The sequence below is a fragment of the Serratia sp. ME47 genome (assembly GCF_903970925.1).
Lineage (GTDB): Bacteria > Pseudomonadota > Gammaproteobacteria > Enterobacterales > Enterobacteriaceae > Serratia > Serratia ureilytica.
In genome coordinates this window covers 39,691-55,415 of record NZ_CAJCKE010000024.1, presented here as the reverse complement: position 1 = coordinate 55,415, position 15,725 = coordinate 39,691, and the positions used below count along the sequence as shown (strand labels likewise).

Here is a 15,725-nt window from a genome sequence, read left to right as displayed (position 1 = left end):
TACGGGGTGTGTAATATTGCGCCCGATCAACTTGTGATCCCTCACACGGGATTAGCGTGAACCGGACGAGAATTGTTCGTCTGCGATAAAGTTGATAAGCTTTAAAATAAAAACGGTATTAACGCCATTAAAACCACGCTGATTTTTACATAATCTTAATTAACCCCATAGAAACCATAACCACCATTAAAAACCCTTTTTAATTTTGAACATAATCACAGCAGATAATCCGTGCGCTTCTCTATGATGGCTGAACAAACTAATAAGAGGCCAGATTATGAGCACAACAGATGATTCTTACCTCGTAGCCAAAGACAAGGCCGCTGATATTCCTCTGCGTGAGAAATGGTGGCGGATACTGGACAATTATAAAGTAGGGATTATTCCGTTACCGTTCTTTATTCTGGCCGGCGTATTGATTCTGCTCGACTGCCTGGAAGGCAAGTTGCCGAGCGATATTGTGGTGATGGTGGCCACCCTGGCGTTCTTCGGCTTCGCCTGCGGCGAATTCGGCAAGCGCCTGCCACTGATCGGCAAAATGGGCGCGGCGGCGATCTGCGCGACCTTCATTCCTTCCGCGCTGGTGCACTATGGCCTGCTGCCGGACGTGGTGGTGGAGTCGACCACCAAGTTCTACAAATCGACCAACATTCTTTACCTCTACATCTGCTGCATCATCGTCGGCAGCATCATGAGCATGAACCGCCAGGTGCTGATCCAGGGCTTCCTGCGCATCTTCATCCCCATGCTGTGCGGCGAGATCGTCGGCATGCTGGTGGGGATGGGCGTCGGCATGGCGCTGGGCCTGGAACCGTTCCAGATCTTCTTCTTCCTGATCTTGCCGATCATGGCCGGCGGCGTAGGTGAAGGGGCGATCCCGCTGTCGATGGGCTATGCCGCGATCCTGCACATGGAGCAGGGCGTGGCGCTGGGTCGCATTCTGCCTATCGTGATGCTCGGCAGCCTGACCGCTATCGTCATCGCCGGCCTGCTCAACCAGCTGGGCAAGCGTTATCCGCACCTGACCGGCGAAGGCAGCCTGATGCCGAGCAAGCAGGGTGAAAGCGACATGAGCGCGGTGGAAAAAATCAGCGGCAAGGTGGACGTCAGCACCATCGCCTGCGGCGCGCTGTTGGCCATTCTGCTGTATATGGTGGGCATGCTGCTGCACCGTCTGATCGGCCTGCCGGCGCCGGTGGGCATGCTGTTCGCCGCCGTGGCGGTGAAGTTGGCGCACGGGGTGTCGCCGCGCATTCAGGAAGGCTCGCAGGTGGTGTACAAATTCTTCCGCACCGCCGTGACCTATCCCATCCTGTTCGCCGTCGGGGTAGCCATCACGCCGTGGCAGGAACTGGTGGACGCGTTCACCGTACAGAATCTGATCGTGATCGTCACCACCGTCAGCGCGCTGGTAGCGACCGGTTTCTTCGTCGGCAAGAAAATCGGCATGCACCCTATCGACGTGGCGATCGTCTCCTGCTGCCAGAGCGGGCAGGGCGGGACCGGCGACGTCGCGATCCTCACCGCCGGCAACCGCATGTCGTTGATGCCGTTCGCCCAGATCGCAACCCGTATCGGCGGCGCTATCAACGTTTCGCTGTCGCTGCTGGTGTTGGCCAAGTTCTTCGTATAACTCCTATAAATCCTTAGCGTTACTTTGCCTTTCCCCGCCCCCGCGGGGATTTTTTTTGCCCGCGCGCCGGCCCGACGCGCGGGCGGGGAACTGCCGGTTACGCCGCTTGCTTCATGGCGGCGTCATACCACGCGAAGTAGCGCTCTACGCCGCGACGGCCGGATTCGATCAGCGCGCGTTTCTTCTCCTCGCTGATGCCGAACTCCAGCGTGCCGACGTCGAGCGTGTCGACATACACGGTGCGCTTCCAGTCATCGCTGTCCAGATGCATCTTGGTTTGGATGTCCAGCATCACGTTGGCCACCGCCAGGGTGAAATCAAACAGGTTGTTGACCGGCGTGCGCGGGCCGGCCTGACCGGCGGCCTGAGCGATTTCACTGGCGGAGTCCAGGCGAATGCCCAGCGTGCGGGTGTTGATGCGCTGGCTGGCGCTGTCGATGTAAGGCGGCGTGGCGGAGAAGTCATAGTCGAACAGCCGCACCGGGTAGTTGTCGATCATGCCGCCGTCGATGCACAGGTCGCCCAGGACATTTTTCTTCGCCACGAAGGCGAACGGGAACGACATCGAAATGCGCAGGCCATCCGCCACTTTCATGCGCGGCGTGGTGCGATGCGAATAGACTTCGCGCTGGCCGCTGTTGAGGTTGGCGCCGATAAAGTAAATCGACTTGAAGCCTTTCGCCGTTTTCATCGCTTCGAACTGTTCGAAGGTAATATCCGGGGTGCCGGTATATTGCTTGATAATATCGCGCGACCATTGATAGAAATAATCACCGGGCGCAATGCCGTATTGATTGAACAGGCGATAGGCGTCCTGGAGCGTGCCAAAAAAACCGCCGTTATAATCGAGGAATTTTTTAAAATCCATCGCCGACAGAATCTTGGTCACGTCGGCCGAGCTGCAGCCCAGCCCGACCAGCAGCGCGGCGATGGCGCCCGCTGAGGCGCCGGAGGTTTGCTTGATCTGCGGCATGATGCCTTTGGCCTCCAGCAATTCCAGTGCGCCGCCATAGGCGATGCCTTTTACGCCGCCGCCTTCAAAGACCAGGTTTTCGAATTGATAGCTCATCATATTTCCTTACTCGTGGTTTAGGGAGTAAAAAAAATAACGAAGCGGCGCACGAGAAAATATGGATTGGGGTTGTGTGGCTTGGCAAACAAAATTATTCATAATGAATATATTATTTATATATTTATCAAAGGCATTTATTAAACAGGCGCATCGGGCTTTTTGCGTCAATACTTAGCGCTGTTCAATTCTCACAAGGAGTCATCATGTTCTGGAAACGTTGTCTGCTGGGCGCGGCGCTGGCCGTTATGTCGTTACAGGCCGGCGCCGCCGCGCCGCAGGCCAAAACCCCGACGCCGGGATTTTACCGCATCATGCTGGGCAGCTTTGAAGTGACCGCGTTGTCCGACGGCATTATTCGCCTGCCGGCGGATAAGCTGTTACTGGGCCGCACGCCGCAGCAGATCGCCGCCGGGGTAGCCGAGCAGCATCAAAGCCTGCCGGTGGTCACGTCGGTCAATGCTTATCTGATCAATACCGGCGACAAGCTGGTGATGATCGACAGTGGCGCCGGCCAGCTGCTGGGCGACGGCCTGGGCAAGCTGGTGGATAACCTGCGTGCGGCGGGCTACCAGCCGGAGCAGGTGGATGAGATCTACCTGACCCACATGCACCCGGACCACCTCGGCGGGCTGACGCACGACGGCAAGGCGGTATTCCCCAATGCGGTGGTGCGCGCCGCCAGCCAGGACGCGGACTTCTGGCTAAGCGCGGACAAACTGAAACAGGCCAGCGCGGGCAGTAAAAGCAACTTCGAAAGGGCTCAGGCAGTGATCAAGCCGTATCAGGCGGCCGGCCACTTTAAGCCGTTCAGCGGCGACGGTGAGCTTTCCCCGGGCATTGCCGCCTTTGCCGCCCACGGCCATACGCCGGGGCATAGCGTGTATCAGGTGACCAGCCAGGGCCAGAAGCTGTTGCTGCTGGGGGATCTGATCCACGTGGCGGCGGTGCAGATGCCGCATCCGAAGGTGGCTATCAGCTTTGATAATGACGCCAAGGCGGCGGTCGCTCAGCGGCTGCGGATATTTGGTGACAGCGCGCGGCAGAGCGAGCTGGTGGGGGGCGCACACCTGTCGTTCCCGGGGTTGGGGTATTTGAACCGCCAGGGCGACGGTTACACTTGGGTGCCATTGAACTACGGCGCGCTGTAATGGCGATGGCCGCCCAACGGGCGGCCATCGTAAGCGCCTTGGGGACATTGTTCGATAATTTGGGATGATGATGCCAGAGAATCGGGGCTTATTCGCCGTGATAAAGAGTGCATGATTAACGTTACCCTCGTCGTTTTCTTTAAGGATCTCCCGATGAATCAGAAAACTCCCCCCGTCGCCATCGTTACCGGCGCATCGCGCGGCATCGGCGCGGCCATCGCCGAGCGTCTGGCCGCCGATGGCTTCACCGTCATCATCAACTATTCGGGCAACCCGGCACCGGCCGATGAGCTGGTGCGCAAGATTGAACAGGGCGGCGGCCGCGCCTTGAGCGTCAAAGCCGACGTCAGCGATGCATCTGCGGTCGCCCGCCTGTTCGACAGCGTCGAACAGGCGTTTGGCGGCGTCGACGTGCTGGTCAATAACGCCGGGGTGATCGCGCTGGCGCCGGTGGCGGACATGCGTGACGAAGACGTGGATCGCCTGCTCGACATCAATCTGAAAGGCAGCTTCAATGCGATGCGCGAGGCGGCGAAGCGCCTGCGCGACAATGGCCGCATCATCAACTTCTCCTCCAGCGTGGTGGGGTTGCTGCAGCCGGGGTACGGCATGTATGCCGCCAGTAAGGCGGCGATCGAAGCGCTGACCAGCGTGCTGGCGAAAGAACTGCGCGGCCGCAATATCACGGTGAATGCCGTCGCGCCGGGACCGACCGCCACCGGTTTGTTCCTCGACGGCAAAACCCCGGAGCTTATCGAGCGGCTGGCGAAGATGGCGCCGCTGGAGCGCCTGGGCACGCCGGACGATATCGCTGCGGCGGTGGCCTTCCTCGCGGGGGCCGACGGCGGCTGGATCAACGGCCAAACCCTGCGCGCCAACGGCGGCATCATCTGATTGACGACGCGCCGCCGCAGGATCGGGTATCCTGTGGCGGAACTCATCACATCAAGGGCAGCGTATGGCGGGCGACAATCAGCAGTTTCATCCCGGCGTCAGGTCGCCCTGCGTCAGCCTGTGTCGGATCGACGACGAAACCCAGCAGTGCCGCGGATGCCGGCGCACGCGGGCGGAGATCGCCGCCTGGCCGACCGCCAGCGACGCGGAGAAACGCGCTATCTGGCGGCGGCTAGAGCTGCGTCAATCGGTGAAATAATCCTCTGCATTATTGCGCTGCCAGACTGCATGTAGCACAATTGAGCTACATGTGATTGACCGACGTGAGGAGCGATTATGTCGACGACGACCATTCGTATTCCAGATGAGCTTAAAGCCCGAGTCGCTGCCGTCGCCGAGCAGGTTGGCGTAACGTCTCACAGCTTTATTTTGCAGGCAATAGCGGAGAAAACGCAGCAGGAAGAGTTGCGCCGCGACTTTGAGAATGAAGCGGAAAAACGCTATGCCAAGATAATTGCGACGGGAGAGACGGTCTCTTGGAAAGAGATGCGCGGTTATTTGGAAAATTACGCAGCGGGTGATACTGCCGCTGTCAAACCTCCGGTTAAAAAATTGGGGCGCTGATGGCAAATGTCGAGTTGGCGCCAGAGGTCAGGGATGATATCGAACGTATTCTCGCTCATTTGGCTCAGTATGGCGCTGCGGATTCAGGGCGGCGCATTCAGGAAATCATCCAGGCAATTGCGGTATTGGAACATAATCCATTGATCGGACGGTCCCTTGGTGCAGGGCTGCGTGAATTGATTATTGGGCAGCAAGCTCGCGGTTATTTGGCGCTCTACAAATACATTCCTGATATCGATACGGCGTTTGTTCTGGCGATCCGCAGTCAGAAAGAACAAGGGTATTGAATGCACGATACCGGCCTGAAAGACCGGCATCGCTGTCATGTCCTCAGAAATCCCAGTCCTCATCCTCGGTGTTGACCGCCTTGCCGATGACGTAGGACGACCCTGACCCGGAGAAGAAGTCGTGGTTTTCGTCGGCGTTCGGCGACAGCGCCGACAGGATCGCCGGGTTGACCTCCGCCATCGCCGGCGGGAACAGCGCTTCATACCCCAGGTTCATCAGCGCTTTGTTGGCGTTATAGTGCAGGAAGGTCTTCACGTCTTCCGTCCAGCCGACGCCGTCGTACAGTTCCTCGGTGTAGCGCACCTCGTTGTCGTACAGGTCCTGCATCAGATCGAAGGCGAAATTTTTCACCTGTTGGCGCCGTGCGGCGTCCACTTTCTCCAGCCCTTTCTGGAACTTATAGCCGATATAGTAGCCGTGCACCGCCTCGTCGCGAATGATCAGGCGGATCAGATCGGCGGTGTTGGTCAGCTTGGCGCGGCTGGACCAGTACATCGGCAGGTAAAAGCCCGAATAGAACAGGAACGACTCGAGGAACACGCTGGCGACTTTTTTCAGCAGCGGATCGTCGCTGCGGTAGTGCGCCAGAATGATGCCGGCTTTCTTCTGCAGCGCGCGGTTTTCCTCGCTCCAGCGATAGGCGTCATCCACGTCCGGCGTTTGGCACAGGGTAGAGAAGATTGAGCTGTAAGAGCGGGCGTGCACCGCCTCCATAAAGCTGATGTTGGAGTACACCGCCTCTTCGTGCGGCGTCAGCGCATCGGCGATCAGGGCCGGCGCGCCGACGGTGTTCTGGATGGTGTCCAGCAGCGTCAACCCGGTGAACACCCGAATGGTCAGCTGCTGCTCCTTCGGCGTCAGCGTGGCCCAGGAGGGGATATCGTTGGACAGCGGCACCTTCTCCGGCAGCCAGAAGTTGGAGGTCAGGCGGTTCCACACCTCCAGATCCTTGTCGTCTTCGATGATGTTCCAGTTGATGGCGCGCACCAGCGGCGCCGATGTTACGGTCGTCATAAGTTGCCTCACAGCGCGCAGGACACGCAGCCCTGCACCTCGGTGCCTTCCAGCGCCATCTGGCGCAGGCGGATGTAGTAAATGGTTTTGATGCCTTTGCGCCAGGCGTAGATCTGCGCGCGGTTGATGTCGCGGGTGGTGGCGGTATCGCGGAAGAACAACGTCAGCGACAGCCCCTGATCGACGTGTTGCGTCGCGGCGGCATAGGTATCGATGATTTTTTCCGGGCCAATCTCGTAGGCATCCTGGTAATACGCCAGGTTGTCGTTGGTCATGTACGGCGCCGGATAGTAAACGCGGCCGATCTTGCCTTCCTTGCGGATCTCGATGCGCGAGACGATCGGATGGATGCTGGAGGTGGCGTTGTTGATGTACGAGATGGAACCGGTCGGCGGCACCGCCTGCAGGTTCTGGTTGTACAGCCCGTGCATCATCACCGACTGGCGCAGCGCGCGCCACTCATCGCGGCCCGGAATGGCGATGCCGGCGGCGGCGAACAGCTCGCGCACCCGCTCGGTCTGCGGCAGCCAGTCGCGTTCGGTGTATTTGTCGAAGTACTCGCCGCTGGCATAGCGCGAGTGCTCAAAGCCGTCGAACGCGCCGCCGCGTTCGATCGCCAGCCGGTTCGAGGCGCGGATGGCGTGATAGGCCACGGTATAGAAATAGAGATTGGTGAAGTCGATGCCTTCTTCCGAGCCGTAGAAGATGCGCTCGCGCGCCAGGTAACCGTGCAGGTTCATCTGGCCCAGACCGATGGCGCGGGCGCTGCGGTTGCCTTCGGCGATCGACGGCACCGAGCGGATATCGCTCATGTCGGCCACCGCGGTCAGCGCGCGGATCGCGGTCTCGATCGCCTTGCCGAAGTCCGGCGCGTCCATGGTTTTGGCGATGTTCAGCGAGCCGAGGTTGCAGGAGATATCCTTGCCGATGCGATCGTAGCTCAGATCTTCGTGATAGGTGCTGGCGCGGTTGACCTGCAGGATTTCCGAACACAGGTTGCTCATGTTGATACGCCCGGCGATCGGATTCTCCCGGTTGACCGTGTCCTCGAACATGACGTAGGGGTAGCCGGATTCGAACTGGATCTCCGCCAGCACCTGGAAGAACTCGCGCGCGTTGATGCGCGACTTGCGGATGCGCTTGTCGTCCACCATCTCGCGGTATTTTTCACTGACGCTGATTTCAGACAGCGGCGTGCCATACACCCGTTCGACGTCGTAGGGCGAGAACAGGTACATTTCTTCGTTGTTCTTCGCCAGTTCGAAGGTGATATCCGGGATCACCACCCCCAGCGACAGCGTTTTGATGCGGATCTTCTCGTCGGCGTTTTCCCGCTTGGTGTCGAGAAAACGCAGGATATCCGGGTGGTGAGCGTTGAGATACACCGCGCCGGCCCCCTGGCGCGCGCCGAGCTGGTTGGCGTAGGAGAAGGCGTCTTCGAGCATTTTCATGATCGGAATGACGCCGGAGGACTGGTTCTCGATGCGTTTGATCGGCGCGCCCACCTCGCGAATGTTGCTCAGCATGAAGGCCACGCCGCCGCCGCGTTTCGACAGCTGCAGCGCGGAGTTCACCGCCCGGCCGATCGATTCCATATTGTCTTCGATGCGCAGCAGGAAGCAGGAGACCAGCTCACCGCGCTGGCGTTTGCCGCAGTTGAGGAAGGTCGGCGTGGCCGGCTGGAAGCGGCCCGAAATCATCTCTTCCACCAGATCCTGCGCCAGTGCGGTGTCACCCGCCGCCAACGTCAGCGCCACCATGCACACCCGGTCTTCGTAGCGTTCCAGATAGCGCTTGCCGTCGAAGGTTTTGAGCGTATAGCTGGTGTAGTACTTGAAGGCCCCGAGGAAAGTCTCGAAGCGGAATTTTTTGGCGTAGGCCTGCTGGAACAGCTGCTTGATAAACGGGAATTCGTACTGCGCCAGCACCTGCGGCTCGTAGTAGCCTTCTTCCACCAGATAGCGCAGCTTTTCCTCCAGGTTATGGAAGAACACGGTGTTTTGGTTGACGTGCTGCAGGAAGTAGTGCCGCGCCGCCAGCCGATCTTTATCGAACTGGATCCGGCCTTCCGCATCGTAAAGATTGAGCATCGCGTTGAGCGAATGGTAATCCAGCGCGCCCGTCTCGGGCCTGGTCAGTTCTGTCGTTGCCAAAATGCGGTTACTCCCTGTCTAACGTTTTCAACGTCTTGCGTAGTGCCGAGCAGCTCGAAGCGGTACAAGAAAGGCACCTGGCATTTTTTGGCGATGATGTCGCCGGCGATGCCGTACGCTGCGCCGAAGTTGGTGTTCCCGGCGGCGATGACGCCGCGCAGGTATGAACGGTTTTGCGGAACGTTGAGAAAGCGGATCACCTGGATCGGCACCGCGCCGACGGCGCTGCCGCCGCCATAGCTGGGCACGATCAAGATATAGGGCTGTTCCATCAGCAATTTGCTGCGGGCGCCGGCGATCGGAATGCGGATCGCCGGCAGGCCCAGTTTCTCAACGAATCGGTGGGTGTTCTCCGAGCTGCTGGAGAAATAGACCAGCGGATTCATCGTCGGGCCTCAGCAGGTGAGCGCCAGCGCGCCGATTTTGTCCGGCCGGAAACCGGCCCAGTGATCGTCACCGGCGATTATGACCGGAACTTGCTGATAACCTAGGGATTTAACGTGGTCCAGCGCCTGCGGATCTTGAGTGAGGTCGATCACCTGATAATCAATCCCCTGTTTATCAAATGCGCGATAGGTGGCGTTGCACTGGACACAGTCCGGCTTACTATAAATAATAATGCTCATGATTCGCATTTACCTTTAGACTGAAGGAAAGGCGGACAAGTCAGAGAACGGAGCATTGTTCCTGGCGTTTCTGACGGCGTTATCAGCCGAACAATATTCCCTGCGGCTGATAGATAAAATACTATATGTTGACATTTGTTTTATCAACCACGCTATATATGGTGTTTTGTCGGGTTTTGCGCGCAGGCCGCGCCGGGGCTGGAAAAGGCGAGGGGAAAAATTTTTGCGGGTGTGAAATTCCCCCTCAGAGTCAAGAGGGGGAGGCGAGCGCATTACTGACGCATGCTGACGGCCAGCCGGTTGAAGGCGTTCATGATGCTGATGGCGAAGGTCAGATCGGCGATCTCGGCGTCGCTGAAGTGCGCTTTCAGCGCCTCGAAAGCGCTGTCCGGCGCGCCGGTGGCGGCGATCAGCGTAACCGACTCGGCCCACTCCAGCGCCGCGCGTTCACGCTCGCTGAATTCATGGCTGACGCGCCAGCCCGCCAACGTATCCAGCTTGGCATGGCTGAAGCCGCTTTCGCGCAGCGCTTTGCCGTGCATGTCCAGGCAGTAGGCGCAGCCGTTGATCTGCGAGACGCGCATAAACATCAACTCGATGGTCGCTTTGTCCAGGGCGCCTTTCTCCAGCGCCATCAGCGCGCTCACCATATTTTTGTACGGGGCGGGCGCCAGCTCGGTATAGTTCAAACGTGGCTTAATCATGGTCAACCTCAATCGATAGTAACGAAATCATGGCGCTACTTTAGCGGCCTTATGGTCTATGCTATAGGGCCATAAAATGATTATTTAACCGGGCCATGATGCCGCCGTTCCTGACTTCATTGCGGCTGGACAGCCGGCTCGCCGAGCCGCTGTACCGGCAGATTTACCAGCGGATTAAAGACGCCATCGCCCAGGGCAGCCTGGCGGCGGGCAGCCGGCTGCCTTCGGTGCGCGGGTTGGCGAGCGATCTGGGCGTGGCGCGCGCCACGGTGGAAAGCGCCTACGCGCAACTTATCGCCGAAGGTTTCTTGCAGAGCCGGGGGCAGGCGGGCACCTATGTCTCGCCGCAGTTGCCGCACATGCCGCCGGGCGCAATGCCCGCTGCGCCGCCGCTGGCGACGATAGCGCCCGATCCGCTGCAGCCGCAGGGCATGCTGCAGCCTTTCCAACTGGGCGTGCCGGCGCTGGATGCGTTTCCCCGCGCGCTGTGGCAGCGCATTGTCGCCCGCCAGCTGCGCGGTTCCACGGCGGCTTCCCTGGCGCTGCCGCCGGCCGGCGGCCTGCCTGAACTGCGTGAGGCGATCGCCCATTATCTGCATTTGTCGCGCGGCATCAGCTGTCGGCCGGAGCAAATTTTCCTCTGCGCCGGTTATCCGGCGTTGCTGGACTGGGTGACGGAGACGCTGTTGCACGCCGGCGACGCGGTATGGATCGAAGATCCCGGTTATCCGGTCACGCGCCCGCTGTTGCGGGCCGCCGGCGTCAGGCCGGTCGCCGTGCCGGTGGATGAACAGGGCATGGACGTGGCCGCCGGTATGCTGACGGCGCCTGAGGCGCGGCTGGCGGTGGTGACGCCGACCCATCAAAGCCCGCTCGGCGTCTCGCTCAGCCTGGCGCGGCGGGTGGCGCTGCTCGACTGGGCGCAGCAGCGCGGGGCCTGGATCCTCGAGGATGACTACGACAGCGAGTTTCGCTATCACGGGCGGCCGCTGCCGCCGCTGAAAAGCCTCGATGTTCAGGGGCGGGTGCTGTACGCCGGCACCTTCAGCAAAACGCTGTTCCCGGCGCTGCGCATGGCTTATTTAGTGGTGCCCGTCGGCCTCACGGAGGCCTTTGCGCGCAGCAGCCTGCTGCGCGGCTGCGGTTGCCCGCCGCTGCTGCAGGCCGGCGTGGCGGATTTTATCCGGCAAGGGCATTTCTATCGCCACCTGAAACGCATGCGGCCGTTGTACCGCCAGCGGCGCGAGTGGCTGACGCAGGCGTTGGAGCGGCAGCTGGGGGCGTGGCTGACGACGGTGCCGCAACAGGGCGGCATTCAGCTGTTGGCCCGGCTGCGCGACGGCTTGGCGGATGCGCCGTTGGCGGCGCAAGCCTGGCGACAGGGGCTGGCGGTGCAGGCGTTGTCTGACTGGCGAATTGACCATCCGGCGGGGCAAGGGTTACTGCTGGGGTTCGCCAATTTCAGCCGGCGAGAGGAGGCGGAGCGGGCGGTACAGGGGCTGGCGCAGCTGTTTCGCTAAAATTAAACGGCCCGCGATTTCCGCGGGCCAGACGCACATCTGTTTTATCTTTATGACTGCAGGGGTGTTAACGCCGGGCCAGCAGCACGCCGAGCACGATGCCGACGGCGGCACCGATCCCTACGCCCTGCCAAGGTTTGTCACGCACATAGCTGTCGGCTTGATCGACCGCGTCGCGCGCATGTTGTGTCAGACTGGTGGAGCCGTTGAATCGCGCTCGCGCGTCGCGCAGCACGCCTTTCGCCTTGCTGTGCAGCTCTTTCAGTTCCTCTTTGGTCTTGTCACCGGACTCGCGCAACACTTCATCCAGCGTATCGGCCAACAGAGTCACATCCTGATCGATATCGCGTTCTGTTCTTTCCGCTTTCTTAAACATTCAGCTCTCCATTTCGACACATGTCTTTTAAGTGTAGACCATGCCGAGATTTGTGTGGCCGATCGCGAAAAAAAACGACGATTTACCGGCGTTAGCAGCCAGCGGCGATAAAATCGCCGTTAGCGCTGACCGGGATCACTGAATTGAATAACACCAGCGCGAACAGGATCAGGAGCACGCCGCCGAGCATCACGGCGATACGCGACGCCTGTGCCAGATAATAGCCCGTCAGGCCGGGTTGATGGGCCAGAAAACGCTCGCGGGCGTGGTGCACCAGCGTGGCGAGGATCATGATCGACAGCCCGGTGCCCAGCGCCATGCTCATGGCGGAGATCACGCCCCAGGTGAACATGCCGATGGCGTTGGCGAACACCAGAATCAGGATGGCGCCGCTGCACGGACGAATACCGATGGAGACGATCAGCCACAGCGCGTTGCGCCAGCCGCCGGTCAGTTCGGCCGCGCTGGGCTGATGCCGGTGGCCGCACTCGCACGCCGCGCTATGCGCGTGGTCCGCCGGATTCAGCACCTGAATGACCGGCGCGCGGCGCCGACGCCAGCGCCAGCCGCTGGCGCGCAGGATCACCATCAGGCCGAAGGCGGCAATGAAGACCGCGCTGCCTTTTTCCACCCAATAACGGCTGAGGCTGAGATCGCCCATCGACAGGTTGAGCACCACCGCCAGCACCACCACGAACACAATGGCGACTACGCCTTGCATCAGGCTGCCCAGCAGGGTGATCGCCCGGCTGGCGTTCAGCCGTTCGCGGTGGGTGGCCAGATAAGTGGTGATGACGAACTTGCCGTGGCCGGGGCCGATGGAGTGCAGGAAACCGTAAGCGAAACTGGCCAGCGTCAGCATCAGCCCGCCGCTGTATTGCTGGTTGCGTTGCTGCAGCAGATAGAGCACCAGATAGCGGTGCATGTAAATCTGGAAGTTGATGCAATACTGCACAAACTCGGCCCAGTGCCGCACGAACACGTAGAGCAGCGTCAGTAGCAGCAGACCGGCGAGGGCCAGGCCGGCGTAGCGGCCCGGCGCGTGTTTCAGCGAGACGGTTTTCATAGCGTGAGCGAGCCTGTACCGAGGGGCGTCTTCCTTCAGCATATACGCGCCGATGCGGTTCACAAGCGCCGTTCACAAACGTTGTACATTTGGTTACTCGGCGAAACCAATCACTCACGGAAACGGCCGTTTGATTCCACTAGTATCTGTTTCAACGGCTCCACTGGAGCTTACCGAAACAACACTCTGAGGATTTAAAGATGAAAAAAGTATTAGCGCTGATCGTTGCTGCCACTATGGGTCTGTCTTCTGTTGCTTTCGCTGCTGATACTGCAGCTACTGCTCCGGCTACCACCACCGCGCCAGCTGCGACCACCACTACCGCTGCGCCAGCGGCTGCTGCTGAAAAAGCGCCAGCTAAAGCAACGCACCACAAGAAAGCCAAGCACCACAAAAAAGCGCCAGCCCAGAAAGCTCAGGCCGCTAAAAAGCACCACAAAAAAGCGCCAGCTCAGAAAGCCCAGGCTGCTAAAAAACACCACAAAAAAGCGCCAGTGCAGAAAGCTCAGGCCGCTAAAAAACACCACAAAAAAGCCGGTAAAAAAGCTTAATTAAGTGATGTTTGCGGAACCGACAAGGTTCCGCACTCTACAGCCCGTATTCCAGACACCCGGTCTTTCCGGGTGTCTTCTTTTGAGGCTACTCACGATGATCCATCGCTATCTGTTTGAAGTCATTTTCAGCGCGGTAACCCTGTGCGGGGTGATCGTCGGTTGGGAACTGTTTCTGGCCGGCAGCTTCCTGTAATTATTGCGCCGCGGCGGTTTCGTGCAAATGCCGCCAGCCGAGCGCGTCGGGCAGGCGTTCAAACACCACCGTGGAGTAGCGCAGCGTGGCGCTTTGCCCCGGCAGACTCTGTTTTTCCCGGTAGCTGACTACCGCACCCGTCGGCCATTCGGCCACCAGCTTCATCTCTTCTATCTCGATTTCCAGTCCCGGTTTGGCGGCGCGATGCGCGCGGAAAAAAGCGCACAGCGCGGTGAAATCCAGCGGGGCGCCGTTCAGCGCAATCATGCTGAAATCCGGCGTAAAGCGCGCCAGCAGCGCTTGCTCCTCTCCGGCGCCTTTGCCCAGCCAGCGTTCAATGGCGATGTGGGCGTCGATCACTTCGGTAAAATACGGGTTCATAAAGCATCCTGTTGAGCGTTGAGTTGGCGCACGATGGCGCGGTTGGCGAGGCGCAGACACAGCAACAGCGGGATAAGTGCGCTGGCGCCCGCCAGAATGAAGCAGGTTCGGTAAGCCGCCGCGGGCGGCAACACGGCCAGCAGCAGATTCAGCAGCAGGCTGAGCAGCGCCACGCCAAGGCAAAAACTGAGCTGGCGGTTGATATTCCACAGTGCGCTGGCGTCCGCCAATTGGCCGTCGGGGATCTGCAGAAACGCGCTGCTCTGCGCGGTGCTGCTGCACAGACTGCCGCCGAACCCCATCAGGGCGAAGGCGGCGATCTGCAACGCGTGCTGCCCGGTCTGATCGATCTGCGCCAGCGTCAGCATGCCGGCGCCTTGCAATAGGCAGCCGGCGATCAGCAGCGGCCGCGGGCCGAGGCGATTAAAGCTTTTGCCGGTCAACGTGATGGCCAGGAACGACGCCAGCGCCCAGGGCAGCATCAGGCCGCCGACCTGCGCGGCGGGCATCCCCAGCTGGTTTTGCAAATACAGCATCGCCACCAGGCTGACGCCGATGAACAGGCCGGGAATGCACAAATAAACCGCCATGGCGTTGCGCAGCAGCGGATCGCCGACCAGCCGCAGGTTCAGCAGCGGCTGCGGGGTGCGCAGGCTATGGCGCAGATAATAGGCCAGCACCAGCAGCCCGGCGGCCAGCAGCGCCGCGCCGGAAACCTGATGACCGGCTTCGCTCAGCCGGGTCAGGCCGAGCAGCAGCAGCGTCAGCGCCGCGCAGGCGCTCAGTAATCCTGTCGCGTCGAGCGGTTTGCACGCCGCCGTCGGCGTTTCCGCACGTAGCCACAGCGCCGCCAGCGCCAGGGCCAGGGCCGCCAGCGGCAGGTTGGCGAAAAACACCCAGCGCCAGTCCAACCGATCGACGAGCCAGCCGCCCAGCGCCGGTGACAGCGCCGGCGCCAGCAGACCCACCAACATGATGGCGGCCGACAGCCCGGCGCGTTCATGGCTGCGGTACAGCTGATAGGTCAGGGTCTGGCCGATGGGGATCAGCAAACCGCCGCCCATGCCCTGCAGGGTGCGCCAGCCGATCAGCGCGCCGATGCTGTCGGCGTTGCCCGCGCCGAGGGTGGCCAGCATGAACAGCGCCAGCGAGAGCAGAAACACCCGCCGCCCGCCGATGCGCTGCGCCAGCCAGGCGCTGAGCGGGATCACCAGCGTCAGGCCGAAAATATAGCCGTTGCTGACCCACGCCAGCTGGCTGACCGACGCCGCCATCGCCTGGCCGATGGCGGGGTAGGCGACGTTGGCGATAAACATATTGATCAGATCGACGAAAAAGCCGAGCAGATAGACGATTGCCACTTTGCTGCGATAAGACATGGTGCCTCCGGTTGAAGGCGAGCAGTGTATCGGGGGGAAAAGTGCGGATAAATCGGCGGCGGGCGATTACACTGTCAAAATGATTTTGACAATAAGGGCG

18 protein-coding genes are annotated in these 15,725 nt (G+C 60.3%); 8 read left to right on the top strand and 10 right to left on the bottom strand.

The genetic code is table 11. From position 1 onward, the window contains the following. Positions 1–277: 277 nt before the first annotated feature. The gene (locus H7A77_RS20120; RefSeq protein WP_033644155.1) at positions 278–1,633 is read left to right on the top strand and encodes a 2-hydroxycarboxylate transporter family protein; all 1,356 of its coding nucleotides are present in this window, start codon (positions 278–280) and stop codon (positions 1,631–1,633) included. A gap of 97 nt (positions 1,634–1,730) precedes the next feature. Here the strand turns inward: H7A77_RS20120 and H7A77_RS20115 are convergent, their stop codons facing one another. Further along, the gene (locus tag H7A77_RS20115) at positions 1,731–2,702 is read right to left on the bottom strand and encodes a patatin-like phospholipase family protein (protein WP_182074566.1); all 972 of its coding nucleotides are present in this window, start codon (positions 2,700–2,702) and stop codon (positions 1,731–1,733) included. A 206-nt stretch (positions 2,703–2,908) separates the two neighbouring features. Here H7A77_RS20115 and H7A77_RS20110 point away from each other — a divergent pair, with 206 nt between their 5' ends. From H7A77_RS20110 to H7A77_RS20090, 5 genes are all read left to right on the top strand, one after another. Then, a complete protein-coding gene (locus tag H7A77_RS20110; protein WP_033644153.1) occupies positions 2,909–3,853 on the top strand; it encodes an MBL fold metallo-hydrolase in 945 nt (314 codons plus the stop codon). Between the two features lie 153 nt (positions 3,854–4,006). After that, complete coding sequence (locus H7A77_RS20105; RefSeq protein WP_182074565.1) at positions 4,007–4,747, top strand: SDR family oxidoreductase; 741 nt, start codon at positions 4,007–4,009, stop codon at positions 4,745–4,747. 64 nt (positions 4,748–4,811) lie between these two features. Continuing rightward, the gene (locus H7A77_RS20100) at positions 4,812–5,006 is read left to right on the top strand and encodes a DUF1289 domain-containing protein (RefSeq protein WP_046897850.1); all 195 of its coding nucleotides are present in this window, start codon (positions 4,812–4,814) and stop codon (positions 5,004–5,006) included. 77 nt (positions 5,007–5,083) lie between these two features. Further along, positions 5,084–5,371: a CopG family ribbon-helix-helix protein gene (locus H7A77_RS20095; protein WP_033639547.1), complete on the top strand. Its 288-nt coding sequence runs from the start codon at positions 5,084–5,086 to the stop codon at positions 5,369–5,371. Then, positions 5,371–5,658 carry a type II toxin-antitoxin system RelE/ParE family toxin gene (locus tag H7A77_RS20090; RefSeq protein WP_033639548.1) on the top strand — a complete coding sequence of 96 codons (288 nt, stop codon included), beginning with the start codon at positions 5,371–5,373 and terminating at the stop codon, positions 5,656–5,658. Before H7A77_RS20095 ends, H7A77_RS20090 begins: the two co-directional genes overlap by 1 nt. Before the next feature lie 43 nt (positions 5,659–5,701). Here the strand turns inward: H7A77_RS20090 and nrdF are convergent, their stop codons facing one another. The 5 genes from nrdF to H7A77_RS20065 all read right to left on the bottom strand — a co-directional run bounded on the left by nrdF (position 5,702) and on the right by H7A77_RS20065 (position 10,156). Beyond that, a complete protein-coding gene (gene nrdF / locus H7A77_RS20085; protein WP_033639549.1) occupies positions 5,702–6,673 on the bottom strand; it encodes a class 1b ribonucleoside-diphosphate reductase subunit beta in 972 nt (323 codons plus the stop codon). 8 nt (positions 6,674–6,681) lie between these two features. Continuing rightward, entirely contained in the window at positions 6,682–8,826 is a 2,145-nt protein-coding gene (gene nrdE, locus H7A77_RS20080; protein ID WP_071845116.1) for a class 1b ribonucleoside-diphosphate reductase subunit alpha, read from the bottom strand. Further along, positions 8,808–9,212: a class Ib ribonucleoside-diphosphate reductase assembly flavoprotein NrdI gene (gene nrdI / locus H7A77_RS20075; RefSeq protein ID WP_004928930.1), complete on the bottom strand. Its 405-nt coding sequence runs from the start codon at positions 9,210–9,212 to the stop codon at positions 8,808–8,810. The genes nrdE and nrdI overlap by 19 nt, the downstream gene beginning before the upstream one ends. A 9-nt stretch (positions 9,213–9,221) precedes the next feature. Further along, positions 9,222–9,452: a redoxin NrdH gene (locus tag H7A77_RS20070; protein WP_033644148.1), complete on the bottom strand. Its 231-nt coding sequence runs from the start codon at positions 9,450–9,452 to the stop codon at positions 9,222–9,224. Positions 9,453–9,724: 272 nt separating this feature from the next. Next, positions 9,725–10,156 carry a carboxymuconolactone decarboxylase family protein gene (locus tag H7A77_RS20065; protein ID WP_182074564.1) on the bottom strand — a complete coding sequence of 144 codons (432 nt, stop codon included), beginning with the start codon at positions 10,154–10,156 and terminating at the stop codon, positions 9,725–9,727. A gap of 95 nt (positions 10,157–10,251) precedes the next feature. Between H7A77_RS20065 and H7A77_RS20060 the strand changes: the two genes are divergently transcribed. Continuing rightward, positions 10,252–11,676 carry a PLP-dependent aminotransferase family protein gene (locus H7A77_RS20060; RefSeq protein WP_182074563.1) on the top strand — a complete coding sequence of 475 codons (1,425 nt, stop codon included), beginning with the start codon at positions 10,252–10,254 and terminating at the stop codon, positions 11,674–11,676. A gap of 67 nt (positions 11,677–11,743) precedes the next feature. Here H7A77_RS20060 and H7A77_RS20055 read toward each other — a convergent pair whose 3' ends face one another. Continuing rightward, complete coding sequence (locus tag H7A77_RS20055; protein ID WP_004928950.1) at positions 11,744–12,052, bottom strand: YqjD family protein; 309 nt, start codon at positions 12,050–12,052, stop codon at positions 11,744–11,746. Positions 12,053–12,143: 91 nt separating this feature from the next. Then, a complete protein-coding gene (locus H7A77_RS20050; RefSeq protein ID WP_182074562.1) occupies positions 12,144–13,118 on the bottom strand; it encodes a nickel/cobalt transporter in 975 nt (324 codons plus the stop codon). A gap of 200 nt (positions 13,119–13,318) precedes the next feature. On the opposite strand from H7A77_RS20050, the gene asr reads away from it, so the two are divergent. Next, on the top strand, positions 13,319–13,669 hold the full coding sequence (asr, locus tag H7A77_RS20045) for an acid resistance repetitive basic protein Asr (RefSeq protein WP_004928953.1): 351 nt from the start codon (positions 13,319–13,321) through the stop codon (positions 13,667–13,669). Positions 13,670–13,865: 196 nt separating this feature from the next. On the opposite strand, the gene H7A77_RS20040 is transcribed toward asr, so the two are convergent. Together H7A77_RS20040 and H7A77_RS20035 are read right to left on the bottom strand one after the other, a co-directional pair. Then, complete coding sequence (locus H7A77_RS20040; RefSeq protein ID WP_004928958.1) at positions 13,866–14,246, bottom strand: DUF4440 domain-containing protein; 381 nt, start codon at positions 14,244–14,246, stop codon at positions 13,866–13,868. Further along, positions 14,243–15,625: an MFS transporter gene (locus H7A77_RS20035; RefSeq protein WP_182074561.1), complete on the bottom strand. Its 1,383-nt coding sequence runs from the start codon at positions 15,623–15,625 to the stop codon at positions 14,243–14,245. The genes H7A77_RS20040 and H7A77_RS20035 overlap by 4 nt, the downstream gene beginning before the upstream one ends. Positions 15,626–15,725 lie beyond the last annotated feature (100 nt).